Source organism: Sphingobacterium sp. G1-14 (genome assembly GCF_002196555.1).
GTDB classification, from domain to species: Bacteria; Bacteroidota; Bacteroidia; order Sphingobacteriales; family Sphingobacteriaceae; genus Sphingobacterium; species Sphingobacterium siyangense.
The window spans coordinates 6170513-6188332 of record NZ_CP021381.1 but is presented as its reverse complement, the minus strand read 5'-3'; the positions used below and the strand labels follow the sequence as shown (position 1 = coordinate 6188332).

Genomic DNA, 17820 nt, shown 5'->3' with positions numbered 1-17820 from the left:
AAAATTAATGAGAGAAGCATCCTTTGTAGAACGAAATAAAGAAAAATGGACGTTAATTGAAAATAATTTATCAATTAATATGCAGGTTGATCCAGATGAATTGGCCTCAAATTACATTGAGCTCACAAATGATCTGGCATATGCACAAACCTTTTATCCTGAAAGTAAGGTAAAGGCTTATCTGAATGAACTGGCCGTGACCGTCCATCAGAAAATCTATAAAGATCAGAAAGCTTCCAATAATAAATTTAAATCTTTTATCACCGAAGAGATACCGCAGGCGATTTGGTCGATTCGCCGACCTTTGCTGTATTCATTCTTAATTTTTGTTTTGGCTTCGGTCATTGGTTTTGTATCGTCTGTATACGATATGGATTTTATTCGGCTTATTTTAGGCGACTACTATGTTGATTCGACGATAGAAAGCATAAAAGCAGGAGATCCTGCTGCGGTATATGGAAAGGGGAGTAACTTTGGGTCAGCAATTTGGATTACGATTAATAATGTGCGGGTTGCCTTTATGGCCTTTGCTGCTGGACTATTTTTTAGTGTAGGCACAGGTTATGTTTTGTTTAGTAATGGTATTATGCTTGGTGCATTTCACCATATGTTTTTCCAGTACGGCGTTATGGGGAAAGCCATGTCGGCGATTTGGATTCATGGCACTATTGAGATTTCGGTAATTATTGTGGCTGGAGGATGCGGATTGGCTATCGGTAATAGCATTCTATTTCCCAAATCGTTTACACGTTTGACATCTTTTGTCCGCACAGCAAAGATTGCGATGAAAGTTCTCGTCAGCACAATTCCTTTTTTTATTATCGCTGGTACATTGGAAGGTTTTGTAACACGGTATTATAATGTGTCAATTTGGTTATGCTTATTGATTATCGTTTTATCCTTACTGGCTATCCTTTATTTTTATGTTATTAATCCTTATCGACTAGCAAAACGATTTCAATGGAAATAGATTTTGAATTTCAAAAAGAACGGAAGATAGGGGACTTTGTCCAAAGTTTTATAGACCTTTTTAAATTGATCTATAGGCACTTTGTTTCTACTATTTTTGGGTTATCTGCTCTGCCACTGGCGGGGATTGCCTTGGTTTATTATTTTCTGTCTACAAAAATCACATTCTCTGCCAACAGTGATTCTTTTGAGGATATCGATGCTTTTACGTGGGCTGGATTACTCATTCTGGCGCTGATAGCTTTGGGGCTGTACGTTTATGGTATTTCTATCGAATATTTTGTACTGCTCAAAGAACGCAAAAGTACGGCATTTTCGGGAGCGGAGGTGCTGAAGAATTTCAGATCAAACCTCGGGAAATACTTTATGTTTTTGATTGCCATGATATTGGCGTTAATTGTTGTCTTTATTCCCCTGGCCATCGTCGCTGCAATTTGTGCTTTTATCCCTTTCGTCGGAAGTTTTGCGATCGGTATTTTGGGGTCTATGGTTGGCATTTGGTTATTTTGCTCATTTTTATTTTATCGGGAAGGTTATTCGGATCTGGGCAGTTGTTTTACGGATGCCTATGTGATGCTGAGCAAAAAGTTGATTCAGTATGGCATTGCCACCTATATCGTGAATTTTATTTTCCAAATGGCTGTCATGATGATTTCCATTGTGCCATTGATTATCATGGGGCTTTTGTCATTCAACTTCCTTGGAATAGATGCCGCTTTCTTTGACTCATCCTGGGGAAAACTGCTGATGACATTTGGGGGCTTATTTATCACACTATTTACCCTCTTTCTGTATATGTCCGGTGTTTTGGCCAACGGTATTATTTATGAAACGGCCAAGGATCTCAAATTTGGGGAACGTATTTATGGCATGATCGAAAAGATAGGAGGAAATGGTGAATAGACTCTTCGTTTTTCTTGGTATCGCCTTATTATCCGTTTTTTTTGCTTGTGATCCAAAACCAAGGGACACGGATTCCAATAGCGATAGGATTGATTCACTTAATGTGCAAATAGATTCGACCTTGGTGGGAACAGATTCTGTCGCTATTGACTCAATAGCCGTAAAAGCTTCTAATGGCCAACAGGAAAAAGATGAAATTGACCTGTGGGATCCAGCATTATTTGATTCAATCCCAAAATATACCGAAGAACGTTCGTTTAAAATGGATCCTTATCAGGATATCATCAAAAGATACGAGACCGATGATTTTGTTTATTCTGAAAATATTAAAGATCGGGTGGGAGCATTACAGCGCATCCTTGCCCGACTTGCGGATTGGATTGGAAGCATCATGCCAGATAATCCCTATAAATTTCGGGAAGAATTTGGCTACGTATTTGCCTTTTTAGCTGTTATTGCATTAGCGTTTATCCTCTATAAAGTACTCTACAACAGGAAACAATATTTTATTAAACATAGTGAAGAGGAGAGTGAACTTGACGTTTTAGCCTATGTGGAGCGAAACCTGATGAATAGCAACCTAGAACCTTATATTCAGGAGGCTATTGCCCAAAGGAATTATGCGTTGGGAATCCGATACTTACAGCTATTGAATATTCAGAAACTAGCGCAATCAGATCATATAAAATGGAAGCTGAGCAAAACAAATGCTGAATTTGCAGAAGAGATTCAAAACGAAGAGCTCCGTCGTGGATTTGCCGAATGTACAAGAATATTTGATTATGTCTGGTTTGGTCAATTTGAATTGACAGAAGACAATTTTAGTCAATATCAGCAATTGTTTCACCAATATCAAAAACAGATTAAATGAAGGGATCGGTAAAATTTGGATTGATATTATTGACTGTTGTGTTAGTGCTAATAGCTCTTATCGATGCAACAAGTAAGAAACCTATTATCTGGGATCGGACTTTTGATGCAAAGGATAAAAATCCCTTTGGAGCTTATGTATTGCGTCAAGAACTGAAGCATATCATTGATCAAAAGAATACAACGATTGAGCGACCATTGTATGAGTATCTGGATAGCACAAAGAAAACAGACGCTAACTTATTTTTTTATACGTCCTATTTTTCGATGGGTGAAGCAGCGGAAGATAAGTTACTGGATTATGTAAACCGGGGTGGGAAAGCAATGATTGTAGCCGAGGATATTGATAATTACCTATTGGATTCCCTGGGTTTGAAAGCCGATAATTTCTATGGTTTTAAAAAAGGTGTAGATATAAAAAGTCAGTTGCGCGTGCGGTTGATGAACGATAACAATAAAATTCATTACAGTAAATCAGATCTTGGCGAAGTCTTCAAAAAACTTCCTAAAAATGCGACCATTTTAGGCTCGATCACCTATAAGGAATTTGCGCTACCGAACTTCATTGCTGTTCAATTTGGTAAAGGAACATTCTATCTTCACCTGACCCCTGATTTATTTGGGAACTATTACTTGCTGAATTCCGCCTCGCAATATGCCTATGTTGCTAAGTCGTTATCTTATCTAAATGATAAGCCGATCGCTTGGTATGATTTTAAAGCGAATATGGAGCAATATCGGACACCTTTGCGTGTATTGCTTATGAATGATGGTCTTCGGCAAGCATGGTATGTTTTGTTAGCAGGACTAGTTCTTTTGCTTGTGTTTAGAAGTAGACGTGAGCAGCGGGCTGTGGCGGTAGTGAGTCCGGAACCAAATCTCTCGAAGGAGTTCTGTGGAACCATCGCTACTTTATATTATGAAAATGGTGCACCAGGTAATATGGTCGCGAAAAAAATAGATTATTTCCTGCACGATCTTCGGATGCGCTTTCATTTGGATACGCTGATGTTGCGGGAAGAAGAGTTCAGTGAGGAACTGGCCGAGCGGTCTGGGGTTTCGCTCGCAGAGACACAGTCTTTAATCAGGCTGATTGTTCGTATGCAAGATGCTAAACAACATGAAGTGGCTGATCTCAAATTGATTAATGATACAATAGAAGAGTTTAAACATAAAGCAAAAATGATATGAGTGACTTCGATAAATATATATCTTTTGAAAACCGAATAGATGTGTCCGTTTTATTCGATAAAATGGCGCAGGTAAAGTCGGAGGTGAAAAAAGTAATCGTTGGGCAAGATCAATTGATTGACATGCTCTTAATCTCGATCTTGGCTTCAGGGCATTCTTTGATCGAGGGCTTACCTGGGGTAGCAAAAACATTATCCGCAAAATTGATTGCCAAAACTATTCACAGTGAATTCAAGCGGATTCAATTTACACCGGATTTAATGCCTTCGGATGTAACAGGATCGTCGATACTCGATTTGAAAAGTAATGAATTTGAATTTCGTCGGGGACCTATTTTTGCAAATATTGTTTTAATCGATGAAATCAATCGTGCTCCGGCAAAGACACAAGCCGCACTTTTTGAAAGTATGGCGGAGCAACAAGTGTCGGTCGATGGAACGACCTATCGATTGCCAGGACCGTTTATTGTTTTTGCGACACAAAACCCCATCGAACACGAAGGTACTTATCGATTGCCGGAAGCTCAGCTCGATCGTTTCTTGTTTAAGATCAATGTGAATTATCCTGAACTTGAACAGGAACTGGAAATATTAAAGGAGCACCATGCCCAAAAAGCAGAGAATAAAGAGGATCAGGTTCAGGCTGTCGTTTCGGCCGCAGAAATTTTAGAATTCCAGAAATTGATCAAATCTATCTTTGTTCACGAAGAGTTGTTAACTTACATTGCTCAAGTTATTATAAAGACACGAACGAATCCAAGTTTGACCCTTGGGGCATCACCGCGGGCTTCTATTGCTTTGTTGGAATCAGCAAAGGCTTCAGCTGCCTTGACAGGCCGAGACTTTGTTACTCCTGAGGATATTCGGAGGGTGGCATCTGTCGTACTGGGCCACCGTGTTATGTTGACTCCAGAAAGGGAAATGGAAGGATTTACCACCGCTTATGTCATCGACCAAATCATTAATTCTGTAGAAATTCCAAGATAATGAAGAAATTAAGGCAGCTTTTTCTAACAAATCAATTCTTCTACACCCTATTAGGTGTAGCAACACTCTTTACATTTTCTTTTTTCGTTAAAGGATTGTTGATTGTGGCTTGGATTGTTTTTTGGATATGGTTGGCTGTTTTGGCTTTTGATTTTATTGTCTTATTTTCAGGAAAGGGGCGAATTGAGATCACAAGGATATATCCTGAAAAATTATCCAATGGCGATGAAAACCCGATGCGTCTGATTGTGAATTCTTTTTACCCGTTTGGGACAAAAGTTGATATTTTGGAGGAGTTTCCGGTACAGCTTCAAATTCGGGATAAAGATTTTGCGACAAGTTTGCTGGCCTTTCAGCGCTCGGAAATTTCGTTTTCCCTGCGACCCACACAAAGGGGTGTTTATCAGTTTGGTCGTTGTATGGCTTTGGTTCAGCGTTTTGGATTTTTCAAAAGAAGGTTTGTTACCAATCAAGAACAGGAAATACCCTGTTATCCGTCCTATATTCAACTCCGAAAATACCAGCTTTTGGCAACAAGTAATCGGTTGAATGAACTGGGGATCAAGCGTATTCGACGGATTGGTTCGGCTATGGAATTTGACCATGTTAGAGAATATGTGCAGGGGGATGACTATAGACACATGAACTGGAAGGCATCTGCAAAAGTAAAGAAGCTGATGGTCAACCAGTACGAAGAGGAGAAGTCTCAACCAATTTATTCTTTTATTGATCTAGGTCGGGCAATGCGTATGCCATTCAACGGTCTTACCTTATTGGACTACTCGATCAATGCTGCGCTGGTCCTTTCCAATGCGACCATCTTAAAGCAGGACCGAGCCGGATTATTAACCTTTTCAAAGGATATCAATGCATTTATAGCCGCTGAGAAGAGGAATAATCAAATGCACAAGATTTCGGAGGCACTATACCAGGTGTCGACCAAATTTGAGGAGTCGGAATTTGGAAGATTATATAGTTATGCCAATGCACATATTAATAAACGTTCGCTGATTTTTGTCTATACAAATTTTGAGACCTTAGATTCCTTAAGACGTCAGCTAAATTACCTGTCGATGTTAAATAGAAGCCACATTATAGTCGTTGTTGTTTTTAAAAACGTAGAAATAGAGGATTTAGCGAAGAGTACGCCGAAAAAGACAATCGACATTTACAACCAGGTCATTGCTGAAAAGTTTATCTATGAGAAACAACTTATCGTACAGGAACTGATTCGCAATGGGTTTCAGACAATCTATACAGCACCGGAAAACCTGACCATTAACTCCATCAACAAATATTTGGAAATTAAGGCACGTGGCCTTATTTAATGATGGAGGTATCTTTGACCATTACTTTTGTCCACAAATGCTGATATTTTTCGATCGCTTTTAAATGAATCGGATGTGTCTCGTACGTTGTAATATCTTTAAGGTTTTTGAAAGTGACAATCAACGTATAGTCAAAGCTGTTGTCTACGACAGGTCTCGGGTTTGTCTGCGCCGGAACTCCATAATTGAGCGTTTTGATGACGTCGATTTTTCGAAGGTCCTCAAAAAATCCAACAAAATTCTTTTTTTCTTTTTCACTGAGATCTTTTTTTAGCCAAAAATTGACAACGTGTACAATGGTGCTGGACTCGATAGCCTCATCCGATTGAACTGTATTTGCCCATGTGGGAGCAGTTACGAGCACCATGGGTGCTAGAAGAAAGTTGCGTCTTTTCATGATTGAAACGGTTTAGAAGCTTTAAGATACAAAACCTTCGTGAATTCACCAATACCAATGACGCTCATCGTGAGAAAAGGTTTTTTGTGTTTAATGAAAAATAGGCGTTTTTAACAAACAAAAAAAGGAAGACATCATGTCTTCCTTTTTTCTTTTTATGGAGGGTAGGTTCTTACAAACCAAACTCTTCTTTCACTTTATCGATATAATCCAGTTTTTCCCAAGTAAAAAGTTCAACCTCAATTTGCTTTTTCTCGCCAGTTGAGCTCTCGAATTCCTTGGTTACTTTTTTTGGTGTTCTTCCCATGTGTCCATAGGCAGCCGTTTCTGAATAAATTGGATTTCTCAGACCCAAACGCGTTTCAATTCCGTAGGGAGTCATATCAAACAAATGAGCAATTTTTTCAGCAATCTGGCCATCGGTCAAATTTACTTTGCTCGTTCCATAGGTATTTACATAGATTCCCATAGGATCTTTTACACCAATTGCATAGGAAATCTGTACGAGAATTTCATCTGCAACACCTGCTGCCACTAAGTTTTTAGCAATATGGCGCGTTGCGTATGCAGCTGAACGGTCTACCTTAGATGGATCTTTTCCTGAGAAAGCCCCGCCACCATGTGCACCTCGGCCGCCGTAGGTATCGACAATGATCTTGCGACCGGTAAGTCCTGTATCTCCGTGAGGTCCACCGATAACAAATTTTCCAGTTGGATTGATATGAAACTTAATTTCATCGTTAAATAACAACTGAAGTTCTGGTTTCAATTGTGCTTTAACACGAGGAATCAAGATCGTTTTGATGTCATGTGTAATTTTATCCAACATAACTTGTTCCGTATCGAAGTCGTCATGTTGTGTGGAGATTACGATTGCTTCGATTCTTTTTGGTTTGTGATCGTCACTATACTCAAGGGTAACCTGAGATTTTGCGTCCGGGCGCAAATACTTGATTTCGTTATTTTCGCGACGTAGCTCGGCCAATTCATAAAGTAAGCGATGTGATAGGTCCAATGCCAGAGGCATAAAATTTTCAGTTTCGTTGTTTGCATAACCGAACATGATACCTTGGTCGCCCGCACCTTGTTCTTGCCTTGTCTTGCGGTCTACGCCCTGGTTGATATCAGCAGACTGCTCGTGAATCGCCGAAAGAACGCCACAGGAGTTTGCCTCGAACATGTATTCAGACTTGGTGTAGCCAATCTTTTGGATCACCGAACGGGCTATTTTCTGAACATCGAGGTATATGTTTGATTTAACTTCCCCGGCAAGGACAACCTGTCCTGTGGTTACTAGTGTTTCAATAGCGACGCGAGAATCCTCGTCCCATGCTAAAAAATTGTCTATTAATGCATCTGAAATTTGATCCGCAATTTTGTCTGGATGCCCTTCAGAAACAGATTCTGACGTAAATAAATAAGCCATGCTTTACGTAATTTTTAATATTGGATTTGCGCTAGAATGAAATAACAGCAAAGTGATAAGAGCCGTGATAGCGAAGGGTTTTTAGCACTTTTTTACTGTGGTTGCAATCTCCTTGTCGTTGCCTTGTAATGCAACAGCACGCAAATCAGTCCACATTCTATTTTTTTTGTGCGACAAAGCTACAATACTTTGAGGATTATTTAAAATCAAATTTATATTTTAACTTTTAAAAGCATAGGGAAGTGCGTTAATTAGTATAAAGATTACATTATTTTAAGAAATTGGTAATTTCCGCTATCTTTGGATATGTCAGAACGTAAACAAATACTGTTTGTTATTAATCCTATTTCAGGGGGGAAAAATAAAACTTCCTTTAAAAAACAAGTGCTGGATGTGCTTGATCTGCAGAAGTTTGACCCTACTTTTCAGCAGACTGCGAGACCGAACCATGCTTACGAAATTGGGCTGAAAGCGGTCAAAGAAGGCTATGATGCAGTTATCGCGGTCGGTGGTGATGGGACGATCAATGAACTGGGCTCCGCTTTGGTAGGATCTGGAATTCCATTGGGGATTATTCCTGAAGGTTCTGGTAACGGCCTGGCGCTTTACTTGGGGGTTCCAATGAATGAAGCTGCTGCTATCCGACGGATTAATCGTTTTGAATCGATAGAGGTGGATTGTGGTGTGATTAATGATAGACGATTTTTTAATATCGCGGGTTTAGGTTTTGATGCCTCTGTAAGTGAAAATTTTGCCAATGAAAATATTCGTGGACCTTTGGGCTATATGAAGTCCGTTTTTAATGTGCTCAGTAAATACCAACCTGCCCATTATAAATTAACGATTGATGGAAAGGTTTACGAAAGGCAAGCGTTTATGATCAGTGTAGCGAACTCTCCCCAATATGGAAATAATGCCTATATCGCACCACAGGCTTCGGTTAACGATGGCATTTTAGATGTCTGTATCGTGCACAAATTTCCGCTTTACATTTTGCCAAAGATGATTTTCCATCTTTTTAATAAATCGGCAGATCAGTCCAGTTATGTCGAGATCATTCCTGGAAAGAACATACAGATCGAGATTGATAAGGTGTCACCGGTTCATGTGGATGGGGAGCCGATCGAACTTGGCGATAAATTGGATATTTCCATTATGCCAAAAGCGTTAAAGATAATTTGTTAAGATCATGAGTAAAAATAAGAAACAGTCCTATGAGGGCGTTGTATATTCAACAGACGACAGCTTCAGCTATCAGCTGGCTGATTTTTTTCAGGAAGCAGATACGTTACCTGTAAATCAGCAAAACTTAAAAGTGCAGCTTGACCGGAAAATGCGGAAGGGGAAAGTTGTTACGTTGGTTACGGGGTTCGTTGGAAAAGCGGAAGACTTGGAGAACTTAGGTAAATTGTTGAAAACGAAGTGCGGAGTGGGTGGAACAGTGAAGGACGGGGAGGTCATCATTCAGGGAGAGTTTAAACAAAAGATCTATGATTTGTTACTTAAAGAGGGGTATCGCGTAAAATTGGTTGGTGGTTAAACAAGTATATCAGGGATAATAGTGGTAAATCTAATGAATTGTCTATTAGGCAAGTATGCTTTGAGTGTGGGATGTCTGGCTGTTCGAAAACATGAGTAATCACTTACTTTTTGTCGTTTAAAATCCTTGATTTTTTTGCATATCAAAAAAAAAATGGCTTTCATTGTAAAATAATTATTGCGAATAAGCGATTTAGCATAGAGTAACAATGATTATATAACGGGAACTGCTGAGAAAAATAACACTGATTAATGGTGTATTCAGTTTTAAAAACAAATTTGATTTTTTTTATATATTTAAGAGGAATATTTTAAATTTGACATTAAATATTAAATTTGCTTTGCAAAATTGGTTTCAAAAGCGAATAAGAGTGCATATAATTTAAACAACATTATATATTTAAACAACAGTAAAAAACTAAAAATTAGAAAAATGGCAAACGCACCTAAAACTGCTGCAAAACAAGAGAGCAACAACGGAGGATCTTTCTTCGCTCAAGCTGCAATCATCATCTGTTTCATCGTTGGTTTCTGTTTATGGAAATTTGTAATGGGTAACCCTGCAAACTTTGTTGACAACAATAATGAAAATGCTCCAAATCCAGGTAACTATTTAGGAATGGTTTACCATGCTGGGGCTATCGTTCCTGTTTTGCTTGGTTTATTCTTAATGGTATGGGTTTTCTCCGTAGAACGTTTTATCGTTATTAACAAAGCTTCTGGTAATGGTAACGTAGGAAACTTCGTTCGTAAGATCCAAACGTTAATCAATGGCGGAAACATCGATTCAGCTATCGCTGAGTGTGACAAACAAAAAGGTTCAGTAGCAAATGTTGTAAAAGCTGGTTTATTGAAATACAAATCAGTATCTGCAGATCCTGAAGTAAACACTGAAAAAGCTGCTATTGCAATTCAAAAAGAAATCGAAGAAACTACAGCATTAGAAATGCCAATGTTAGAGAAAAACTTAAACGTTATCGCTACATTAGTTTCTATCGGTACATTATGTGGTCTATTGGGTACGGTAACAGGTATGATCAAAGCCTTCTCGGCATTGGCAACAGGTGGTGCTCCAGATTCAGCTAAATTGGCAAACGGTATCTCTGAGGCCTTGATCAATACAGCAACTGGTATCGCGACTTCAACATTCGCTATCGTATTGTATAACATCTTTACTGCAAAAATCGATAAATTAACTTACTCTATCGACGAAGCTGGTTTCTCAATCGTACAAACATACGCTGCAAACCACAAATAAGAACTATGATGAAAGTTTTTGATTTTATTTTATGGAAATCAAAAATCAAAAGCATCATAGGATAGAAGATTGAGTTTTTAATTTAAAAAGAAGAATTTAAAATGGGTAAAGCAAAAGTAAAAAGAGCCAGTACGTCGATCGACATGACAGCGATGTGTGACGTATCGTTCTTACTGCTTACGTTCTTCGTCTTAACGGCGACTGCGCGCCAACCGGAGGCTTTGCAAGTAGATACCCCAGCATCGACTACAAAAGATAAGTTACCTGATTCAAATGTAGGTATGATCACAATAGGCGATCAAGGTAAAGTTTTCTTCGGTACGACTGATCAACAGGTTCGCGTAAAAGCACTAGAAAGAATGTCCGCAAAATATGGCGTTGGCTTTTCACAAGAAGATTATGATCGTTTCAAATTGATGGAAAACTTTGGTGTACCAATGTCTAAATTGAAAGGATTATTGGCCCTGGATGGAAGTAAGCGTACAGAAAAAGGTCTGCAAACTGGTATCCCGGTTGATAGTACAGAGAATACTTCAAATGAGTTGTATTACTGGGTTCAAAATGCCCGTCTTGCAGCTGAGGAAGTAAATAAGGAAAAAGAAGCATCTGATAAAAACTTCGTGCATCCAGGACCTTTAAAGATGGCTATCAAAGCAGATGCGAATGAAAAATATCCTTCGGTTAATTTAGTTATTGAAACGTTGCGCAATCAAAAGCAAAACAAATTTAGTTTCATAACAGGCATGCGTGCTGAGGAGAAATAATTGACGATTTAATAAGAACAAACAATGGCAGAATTAAATCAGGATAGTGGTAAAAAAGGCAAAGGCGGGAAAGTAAGATCCAAGAAGAATGGCGGTAAGGTCGACCTTACAGCGATGGTGGATTTGGCATTCTTGTTGATTACCTTCTTCATGTTGACCACGTCCTTAAATAAACCGCAAGCGATGGATGTGGCTATGCCAGACAAAAATAAAATTAAGGAGCAACAAAGCGATGAATTGCTTACAGCAGATAATCGTTCACTTACAATTTTATTGGGTTCTGACAATAAAGTCTCTTGGGTATATGGTCAAGTTGCTCGTCCGATCGAAGGTCCTACTGTTGCTGGTTACGGTGCAGATGGGATTCGTAAGGTTTTGATGGAGAAAAAGGCATATGTACCTCGCGTTTCAGGCGGTAAAGACATGATCGTAATCATAAGACCGAGTGATAAATGTACACAACGTAATCTTGTTGACATTCTTGACGAGATGAAAATTGTAGACGTAAAACGCTATATGATCGGAAAGATTACTCCAGAGGAAGTGGACGTGTTAAAACGTGACAATATCTATAATGATTAGTTATTAGATTGACACAAAAAACTAAAATAAGATGATAGGGTCAAAATTAGATATTTTTAAGAAAGAATGGCTTGACGTCGTTTTTCAAGGCCGCAATAAGGAGTACGGAGCTTATGAGCTTCGTAAGCTAGCGCCTAAAGCGACTAACAGGGGACTTCTTGTCGTTATCGGCATTGTAGTCATAGCCAGCTTCCTTAGTGTTTATGGAAGTAAGCTGTTCCCGAAGAAAGCCGTTGAGGCTCCTCCTGCAGTAACTGAAGTTACTTTGGAAGACCTTGAAGAAATCAAACCACCAGAGCCTGAAGAAGAGGAACCGCTTCCACAAGAACCGGAAGAAAAACCTCAACAAGTGGCTATGGATGTACCGAAAGAAGATTTGGTTCGTTTCCCTGAACCTAAAGTAGCTCCTGCAAACAAAGTTGTGGAAGAAGTTGCTTCTCAGGAAGAGTTGAAAGATCCAAATAAAACTCCAGCGCGTATTACTTTGAAAGGTAGCCCGACTGGTACTTCTGTTGCACGTGGTGAATTTGGTTCGAAGAAACAAGATGGCGCAATCACTGGTGCTGCAAAAGGCGATCCAAATGGTAATGGAGATGAAATTCTTCCATTTAATGCCATCGAGGTTCAGCCAATGCCTGTAGGCGGTATGCAAGCATTTATGTCTTGGGTAGGTTCAAACTACGAGTATCCAGCTGCGGCAACTGAAAATGGTGTAAATGGTGTCGTTGAGGTATCTTTCGTTGTAGAAAAAGATGGTAGCTTAACAGACATCAATATCAAACGCGATTTGAAATATGGTACTGGTGATGCAGCCGTAAGGTTGCTTAAGAAAGCGAAGAAATGGAAACCTGGTATTCAAAATGGTCGTCCAGTTCGTGTAGCGTACACTTTACCAATTCGATTGAACCTTCAAAATTAGAATGACAAATTTTAATTCGAATAATAGTTCAAATTATAGACAGAAATCGCCTCTGAAGCGGTTTCTGTCTATTTTGGGACTATTTATGTTTGGCTTTTATTTTGTTTTGGGCCTTTTGATTATATTCTGGGACAATTTTCCCATTGAGATTAATCCAACCTACAAAACAATCTTTGGTGTCGTATTGATCCTGTATTCTTTTATGCGATTTGTACGGCTTTGGCAAAATAATTTTTAATTAACTGCCCTCTTCTTTTTGGCTACAACCAATTCTCTCTTCAAAAATTAAACTATTTTTTAATTAAACTGTCTTATTTTATGATGTATCATATGAGAAAATATAAAATGGTTCTTGTGATGCTTGGCATCTGTATGGGCATTTTTGTTTCCTGCAAAAATAAAACAAAGCAAGCGAAAGAGGGCGATGATATTTTAACAGGTAAGCTGCCCGTTATTGTGGATCAAACTTTGTTGCCTATTATCCAAGAATCTGCGGATGTGTTTGAGAGCTCTTATCCAAATTCGAGTTTGGAGCTTATTGCTCGTCCTGAAATTAAAGCGGTGAATGCATTGCTTGGCGATTCGGCCTATGTGGTTGTTTTGACGCGCAAGCTGACAAATGAGGAAGATAGCTACTTTAAAAAGCGAGGGATTCAACCTAAAATATTCCAAATGGCGTCGGATGCCGTTGTATTGATCAATAATCGTAACAGTGCTGATACTATAATGCCTCAAAAAGACGTTAAGTCTTTGTTGGAAGGTAACTTAGCAGGACAACGACTGATCTTTGACAACGCCAATTCAAGCACACTACGCTATTTGAAAGATTATTTTAAATTGAACAAAATCGATCCGAAAGCTGTTTCTGCTTTGAAAGATAGTGAGGATGTAATGAAATATGTGAGCGAGAATGCAAATACAGTGGGCGTTATTGGTTATAATTGGTATTTAAAAGCTGTAGAAAAAAATTCGAATTTATTGGATAAAATTCGTACATTGAGCATCGAAAGTGTTGGTAAGGAGGGCGAAAAGGTCAGTTTTTATAGACCATCCCAATCGACTATCGCCGACGGCTTATATCCTTTTGTAAGACCTGTCTACATTATGAACTATCAGCCGAATATGGGCTTAGGTTTAGGCTTCAGTGCCTTTTTGACAGGAGATCGTGGACAACGTATTGTATTGAAAGCTGGACTGGTTCCTGCTACAATGCCTGGACGTGAGATCATTATTAGAGATGAAAGTTATATTAAATAGATAATAAATAGTACAAAAATAGATTATGACAAACAGTAAATTATTATTTAGTCTTTTATTGGCGGGATCTGTGGGCACAGTAAGTGCACAAAGTTTGAAAGATGCTAGAGCAGCCATCGAGGCTGAAAATTATGGTAAAGCGAAAACTATCCTTCAACAGTTAGTGACTAAGCAACCTAAGAATGGAGATAATTATTTCTATTTGGGTCAAATTTATTTGGTAAACGACAGAGCGGATTCTGCCGCTGCGATTTTCAACCAAGGTTTGGCTGCTGATCCAAAGGCTACAATCAACAATGTAGGTTTGGGCTATGTTGACTTAATGAAAAAGGATAAAGCGAGCGCTGAATCTAAATTCGCTTTGGCAACAGCAAAATTAGGTAAGAAAGATTACGAGCCATTATTGGAAATCGGTCGTGCATATATAAAAACGCCTGAGCCCGATTATGCGAAAGCTTTGGAATACCTAACGCAAGCGAAAGAAAAAAACAAAAAAGATGTTGCAATTCCTATCGCATTAGGTGATGCATACCGTGGTTTAAAAGAAGGTTCATTAGCTTATACAAGCTATGGTGAAGCGACTGATATCGATCCAAATTCAGTACAAGCGAAAGTTGGACAGGCTGTTATCGTACGTGGAGCGCAGGCTTTTGATGAGGCAATTGGACAATTGCAGACTATCGCTACAGAAACTCCGGCATACGCACCTACTTACCGTGAGTTGGCTGAAACATATAACCAATGGTCTAGATTGCCGGGTACTTCTGACGAGAAATATGTCGAGTTAAATAAAAAAGGTGTTGAGCAATACAAAAAATACCTGGAAGTTGCGGGTGATAATTCATTGGAAGCTAAAATCCGTTATGCCGATTTCTTGGTTTACGCGCGTCAATACGACGATTTGAAAGTAGTTTCTGAAGAATTAGCTCAAAACCCTTCTGTAGATCCAAAAATCTATCGTTATTTGGGGTATATCGCCTTCCAAAAAGCTAAAGATTATCCGAAAGCATTGGAGTACTTAAACCAGATGTTTAGCAAAATGGAAAAAGATCGTGTAATTCCATTGGATTATATGTATCTAGGTATGTCTGAGATTGCTGCAAATAGCCCAAAACCAGCGGCTGCTGGTGCAGATAGCACGGCTACTGCGGCTCCGGTATTGACAGCAGAGAATACGGCGAATATTCAAAAGGGTATTGCTGATATTAAGAAAGCAATTGATTTAGACAAAGAATTGTTGGGAGAAACAGCTGAGTTGGCATTTGCTAAATACCAAGAGCAAGAATTGCAGACAGCAGCCTCTTTATTCGAGCTAGTTGCTTCTTATAAAGATAACAAAACATATTTGTTTGATGCAAACTACTATGCTGGAGAAGCCTATTACCAAATCGGTGCAAAGGAAGATGCTGCTAGTAAGAATGAAGAACAAGTCGTCGTTAATCAAGAATTGAGAGATAAAGCAATTGCTGATTTGCAAAAAGCACAGACTTTCTTATCTGTTATTGAAACGACAGACAATAAAGAAGCACAAGATAAATATTTGATCAATGCGCTTTATTATAAAGCTTTTGCTGCCTTAACCGCGGACAACTTGGAGCAACCTAAAGGTGATTTTGTTGCACCATTCCAAAAATTGATCGAAACCATCAATCAACGTGGCGCACAAGAGAAGAATAAAAATTATTTGATCGATGCAAATACATATATCGGACTTTACTATTACGTGAAGCAAGATCTTCCTAAAGCGAAGGAGTGCTTCCAAAAAGTATTGGCTATAGATCCGGCAAATGAAGCTGTTAAAGGTTACTTAGAGGGCCTGAAATAAGCTTAAATAAAATCATTCTAAATTAGGCGTAGATAGTAATATCTACGCCTTTTTTGTTTTGATTTTTACCTTGAAATCTCTATATTTAGAGATAGTTACCAATATAAATTTTAATTGAGATGGAGCAAGCCAATAGTATGCCGATAGACTACTTGCCTATATTTATACAGCTTTTAGTAGCTGTAGGATTTGGAGTAGGTACCATAATTATTACACATCTTATCGGGCCAAAAGTCCGCACGGAAAACAAGCTTGGAGCTTTTGAGTCGGGAATTGAAGTTGTCGGAAATGCCAGGCAGCCTTTCTCCATAAAATATTTTTTGGTCGCTATCCTGTTTGTCATATTTGATGTTGAAGTTATTTTCATGTATCCATGGGCAGTCAACTTCCGGGAAATGGGACTACAGGGCTTGATCGAGATGTTTATTTTCATGGGACTGCTCTTGTTGGGCTTTATCTATGTGATCAAGAAAAAAGCATTGAGTTGGGATTAGATATTCCCGTGATGGTTGGCCTTTGGGCCAGCAATACTTAAACCTATAAATCGACTTTTCATGAGTGATATAAAATTGGCAGAAGCTCCTCCGGGAGTAGAAGGCGCAGGTTTTTTTGCGACAAGTTTGGACAAAGCCATTGGCTTGGCCCGAGCCAACTCCTTATGGCCTTTACCCTTTGCCACATCCTGCTGTGGTATCGAGTTTATGGCTACGATGGGCTCTACTTACGATTTGGCTAGATTTGGTGCCGAACGCCCGAGTTTTTCGCCGCGTCAGGCAGATATGCTATTGGTGATGGGTACCATCGCTAAGAAAATGGCTCCGGTGTTAAAGCAGGTGTATATCCAAATGGCCGAGCCGCGCTGGGTAATTGCTGTAGGGGCCTGTGCATCTAGTGGGGGTATTTTCGATACGTATTCTGTGCTACAAGGAATAGACGAAATTATACCGGTTGATGTGTACGTGCCTGGTTGTCCTCCCCGTCCAGAAGCAATTTTGGATGGTGTGTTGCGTCTACAGGATATTGTAAAGAATGAATCATTGAACCGGAGAAATACACCCGAATACAAAGCGCTGCTTGAGAAGTACGGAATACATACAAATAAATAGATGATGGAAAACAGTTTTTTATTGGATAAGCTCCAAGGAAATTTTCCGGCAAAGATTAACGAAATTCAAGATGCACACAATTTATTGACGATTGTCGTGGATACGGAAGATGTGATTGATGTACTTCGTTTCTTGAAATCGAATAAGGAGTTGCAGTTTATCCATCTCACGGATATTACGGCGGTACATTATCCGCATTTAGAAAAGGAGTTTGCTGTGGTTTATCATATTCATAGTCTCGTTCATAATATCCGAATCCGAGTGAAGGTCTTTTTGTATGGGCCGAATCCTGAGATTCCGACAGCAACCGTCGTTTGGAAAGGTGCGAACTGGATGGAGCGTGAGACTTTTGATTTTTTTGGTGTCAATTTTATAGGACATCCCGATTTGAGGAGGATTTTGAATGTAGATGATATGGAGGTGTTTCCAATGCGTAAGGAATATCCTTTAGAGGATCCAAATCGCGTAGATAAGAAAGATTTGTATTTCGGCCGTTAATT

Annotated in this window: 19 protein-coding genes; 17 read left to right on the top strand and 2 right to left on the bottom strand. The window is 39.1% G+C overall.

Going from position 1 to position 17820, the window contains the following annotated elements; translation table 11 throughout:
* Nucleotides 1-7: 7 nt before the first annotated feature.
* The 6 genes from CBM24_RS26510 to CBM24_RS26485 are packed head-to-tail and all read left to right on the top strand — an operon-like array spanning nucleotide 8 to nucleotide 6247.
* A complete protein-coding gene (locus CBM24_RS26510) occupies nucleotides 8-970 on the top strand; it encodes a stage II sporulation protein M (RefSeq protein WP_088163829.1) in 963 nt (320 codons plus the stop codon).
* Nucleotides 961-1872: an ABC transporter permease gene (locus CBM24_RS26505; RefSeq protein WP_088163327.1), complete on the top strand. Its 912-nt coding sequence runs from the start codon at nucleotides 961-963 to the stop codon at nucleotides 1870-1872. Before CBM24_RS26510 ends, CBM24_RS26505 begins: the two co-directional genes overlap by 10 nt.
* Nucleotides 1862-2743, top strand: a complete 882-nt coding sequence (locus CBM24_RS26500) for a DUF4129 domain-containing protein (protein ID WP_088163326.1) — start codon at nucleotides 1862-1864, stop codon at nucleotides 2741-2743. The genes CBM24_RS26505 and CBM24_RS26500 overlap by 11 nt, the downstream gene beginning before the upstream one ends.
* Nucleotides 2740-3933: a DUF4350 domain-containing protein gene (locus CBM24_RS26495; protein WP_088163325.1), complete on the top strand. Its 1194-nt coding sequence runs from the start codon at nucleotides 2740-2742 to the stop codon at nucleotides 3931-3933. The genes CBM24_RS26500 and CBM24_RS26495 overlap by 4 nt, the downstream gene beginning before the upstream one ends.
* A complete protein-coding gene (locus CBM24_RS26490; protein ID WP_088163324.1) occupies nucleotides 3930-4919 on the top strand; it encodes an AAA family ATPase in 990 nt (329 codons plus the stop codon). Before CBM24_RS26495 ends, CBM24_RS26490 begins: the two co-directional genes overlap by 4 nt.
* Entirely contained in the window at nucleotides 4919-6247 is a 1329-nt protein-coding gene (locus CBM24_RS26485) for a DUF58 domain-containing protein (RefSeq protein WP_088163323.1), read from the top strand. The genes CBM24_RS26490 and CBM24_RS26485 overlap by 1 nt, the downstream gene beginning before the upstream one ends.
* Here the strand turns inward: CBM24_RS26485 and CBM24_RS26480 are convergent.
* The gene (locus tag CBM24_RS26480; protein ID WP_198386003.1) at nucleotides 6240-6644 is read right to left on the bottom strand and encodes a Dabb family protein; all 405 of its coding nucleotides are present in this window, start codon (nucleotides 6642-6644) and stop codon (nucleotides 6240-6242) included. The genes CBM24_RS26485 and CBM24_RS26480 overlap by 8 nt on opposite strands.
* A 172-nt stretch (nucleotides 6645-6816) precedes the next feature.
* Nucleotides 6817-8070, bottom strand: coding sequence for a methionine adenosyltransferase (gene metK / locus CBM24_RS26475; RefSeq protein WP_088163322.1), 1254 nt, complete (start codon nucleotides 8068-8070; stop codon nucleotides 6817-6819).
* Between the two features lie 306 nt (nucleotides 8071-8376).
* Between metK and CBM24_RS26470 the strand changes: the two genes are divergently transcribed.
* The 11 genes from CBM24_RS26470 (at nucleotide 8377) to CBM24_RS26415 (ending at nucleotide 17818) form a co-directional block, all read left to right on the top strand.
* Nucleotides 8377-9255, top strand: coding sequence for a diacylglycerol/lipid kinase family protein (locus CBM24_RS26470; protein WP_075990318.1), 879 nt, complete (start codon nucleotides 8377-8379; stop codon nucleotides 9253-9255).
* 4 nt (nucleotides 9256-9259) lie between these two features.
* A complete protein-coding gene (locus CBM24_RS26465) occupies nucleotides 9260-9610 on the top strand; it encodes a translation initiation factor (RefSeq protein ID WP_075990317.1) in 351 nt (116 codons plus the stop codon).
* A 432-nt stretch (nucleotides 9611-10042) separates the two neighbouring features.
* Complete coding sequence (locus CBM24_RS26460; RefSeq protein WP_088163321.1) at nucleotides 10043-10867, top strand: MotA/TolQ/ExbB proton channel family protein; 825 nt, start codon at nucleotides 10043-10045, stop codon at nucleotides 10865-10867.
* A 101-nt stretch (nucleotides 10868-10968) separates the two neighbouring features.
* The gene (locus tag CBM24_RS26455) at nucleotides 10969-11631 is read left to right on the top strand and encodes an ExbD/TolR family protein (protein ID WP_088163320.1); all 663 of its coding nucleotides are present in this window, start codon (nucleotides 10969-10971) and stop codon (nucleotides 11629-11631) included.
* A gap of 24 nt (nucleotides 11632-11655) precedes the next feature.
* Nucleotides 11656-12213 (top strand): ExbD/TolR family protein, encoded by a 558-nt coding sequence (locus CBM24_RS26450; protein ID WP_075990314.1) that lies wholly within the window; start codon nucleotides 11656-11658, stop codon nucleotides 12211-12213.
* A 31-nt stretch (nucleotides 12214-12244) separates the two neighbouring features.
* Nucleotides 12245-13132 (top strand): energy transducer TonB, encoded by an 888-nt coding sequence (locus CBM24_RS26445; protein WP_088163319.1) that lies wholly within the window; start codon nucleotides 12245-12247, stop codon nucleotides 13130-13132.
* A gap of 330 nt (nucleotides 13133-13462) precedes the next feature.
* Nucleotides 13463-14389, top strand: a complete 927-nt coding sequence (locus tag CBM24_RS26435) for a PstS family phosphate ABC transporter substrate-binding protein (protein ID WP_232475640.1) — start codon at nucleotides 13463-13465, stop codon at nucleotides 14387-14389.
* A 25-nt stretch (nucleotides 14390-14414) separates the two neighbouring features.
* Nucleotides 14415-16214: a tetratricopeptide repeat protein gene (locus CBM24_RS26430; RefSeq protein ID WP_088163317.1), complete on the top strand. Its 1800-nt coding sequence runs from the start codon at nucleotides 14415-14417 to the stop codon at nucleotides 16212-16214.
* Nucleotides 16215-16333: 119 nt separating this feature from the next.
* A complete protein-coding gene (locus tag CBM24_RS26425) occupies nucleotides 16334-16708 on the top strand; it encodes an NADH-quinone oxidoreductase subunit A (protein WP_088163316.1) in 375 nt (124 codons plus the stop codon).
* A 60-nt stretch (nucleotides 16709-16768) separates the two neighbouring features.
* Nucleotides 16769-17320, top strand: a complete 552-nt coding sequence (locus CBM24_RS26420) for an NADH-quinone oxidoreductase subunit B (RefSeq protein ID WP_088163315.1) — start codon at nucleotides 16769-16771, stop codon at nucleotides 17318-17320.
* Nucleotides 17321-17818 carry an NADH-quinone oxidoreductase subunit C gene (locus CBM24_RS26415; protein ID WP_075990307.1) on the top strand — a complete coding sequence of 166 codons (498 nt, stop codon included), beginning with the start codon at nucleotides 17321-17323 and terminating at the stop codon, nucleotides 17816-17818. It abuts the gene before it with no gap.
* Nucleotides 17819-17820 lie beyond the last annotated feature (2 nt).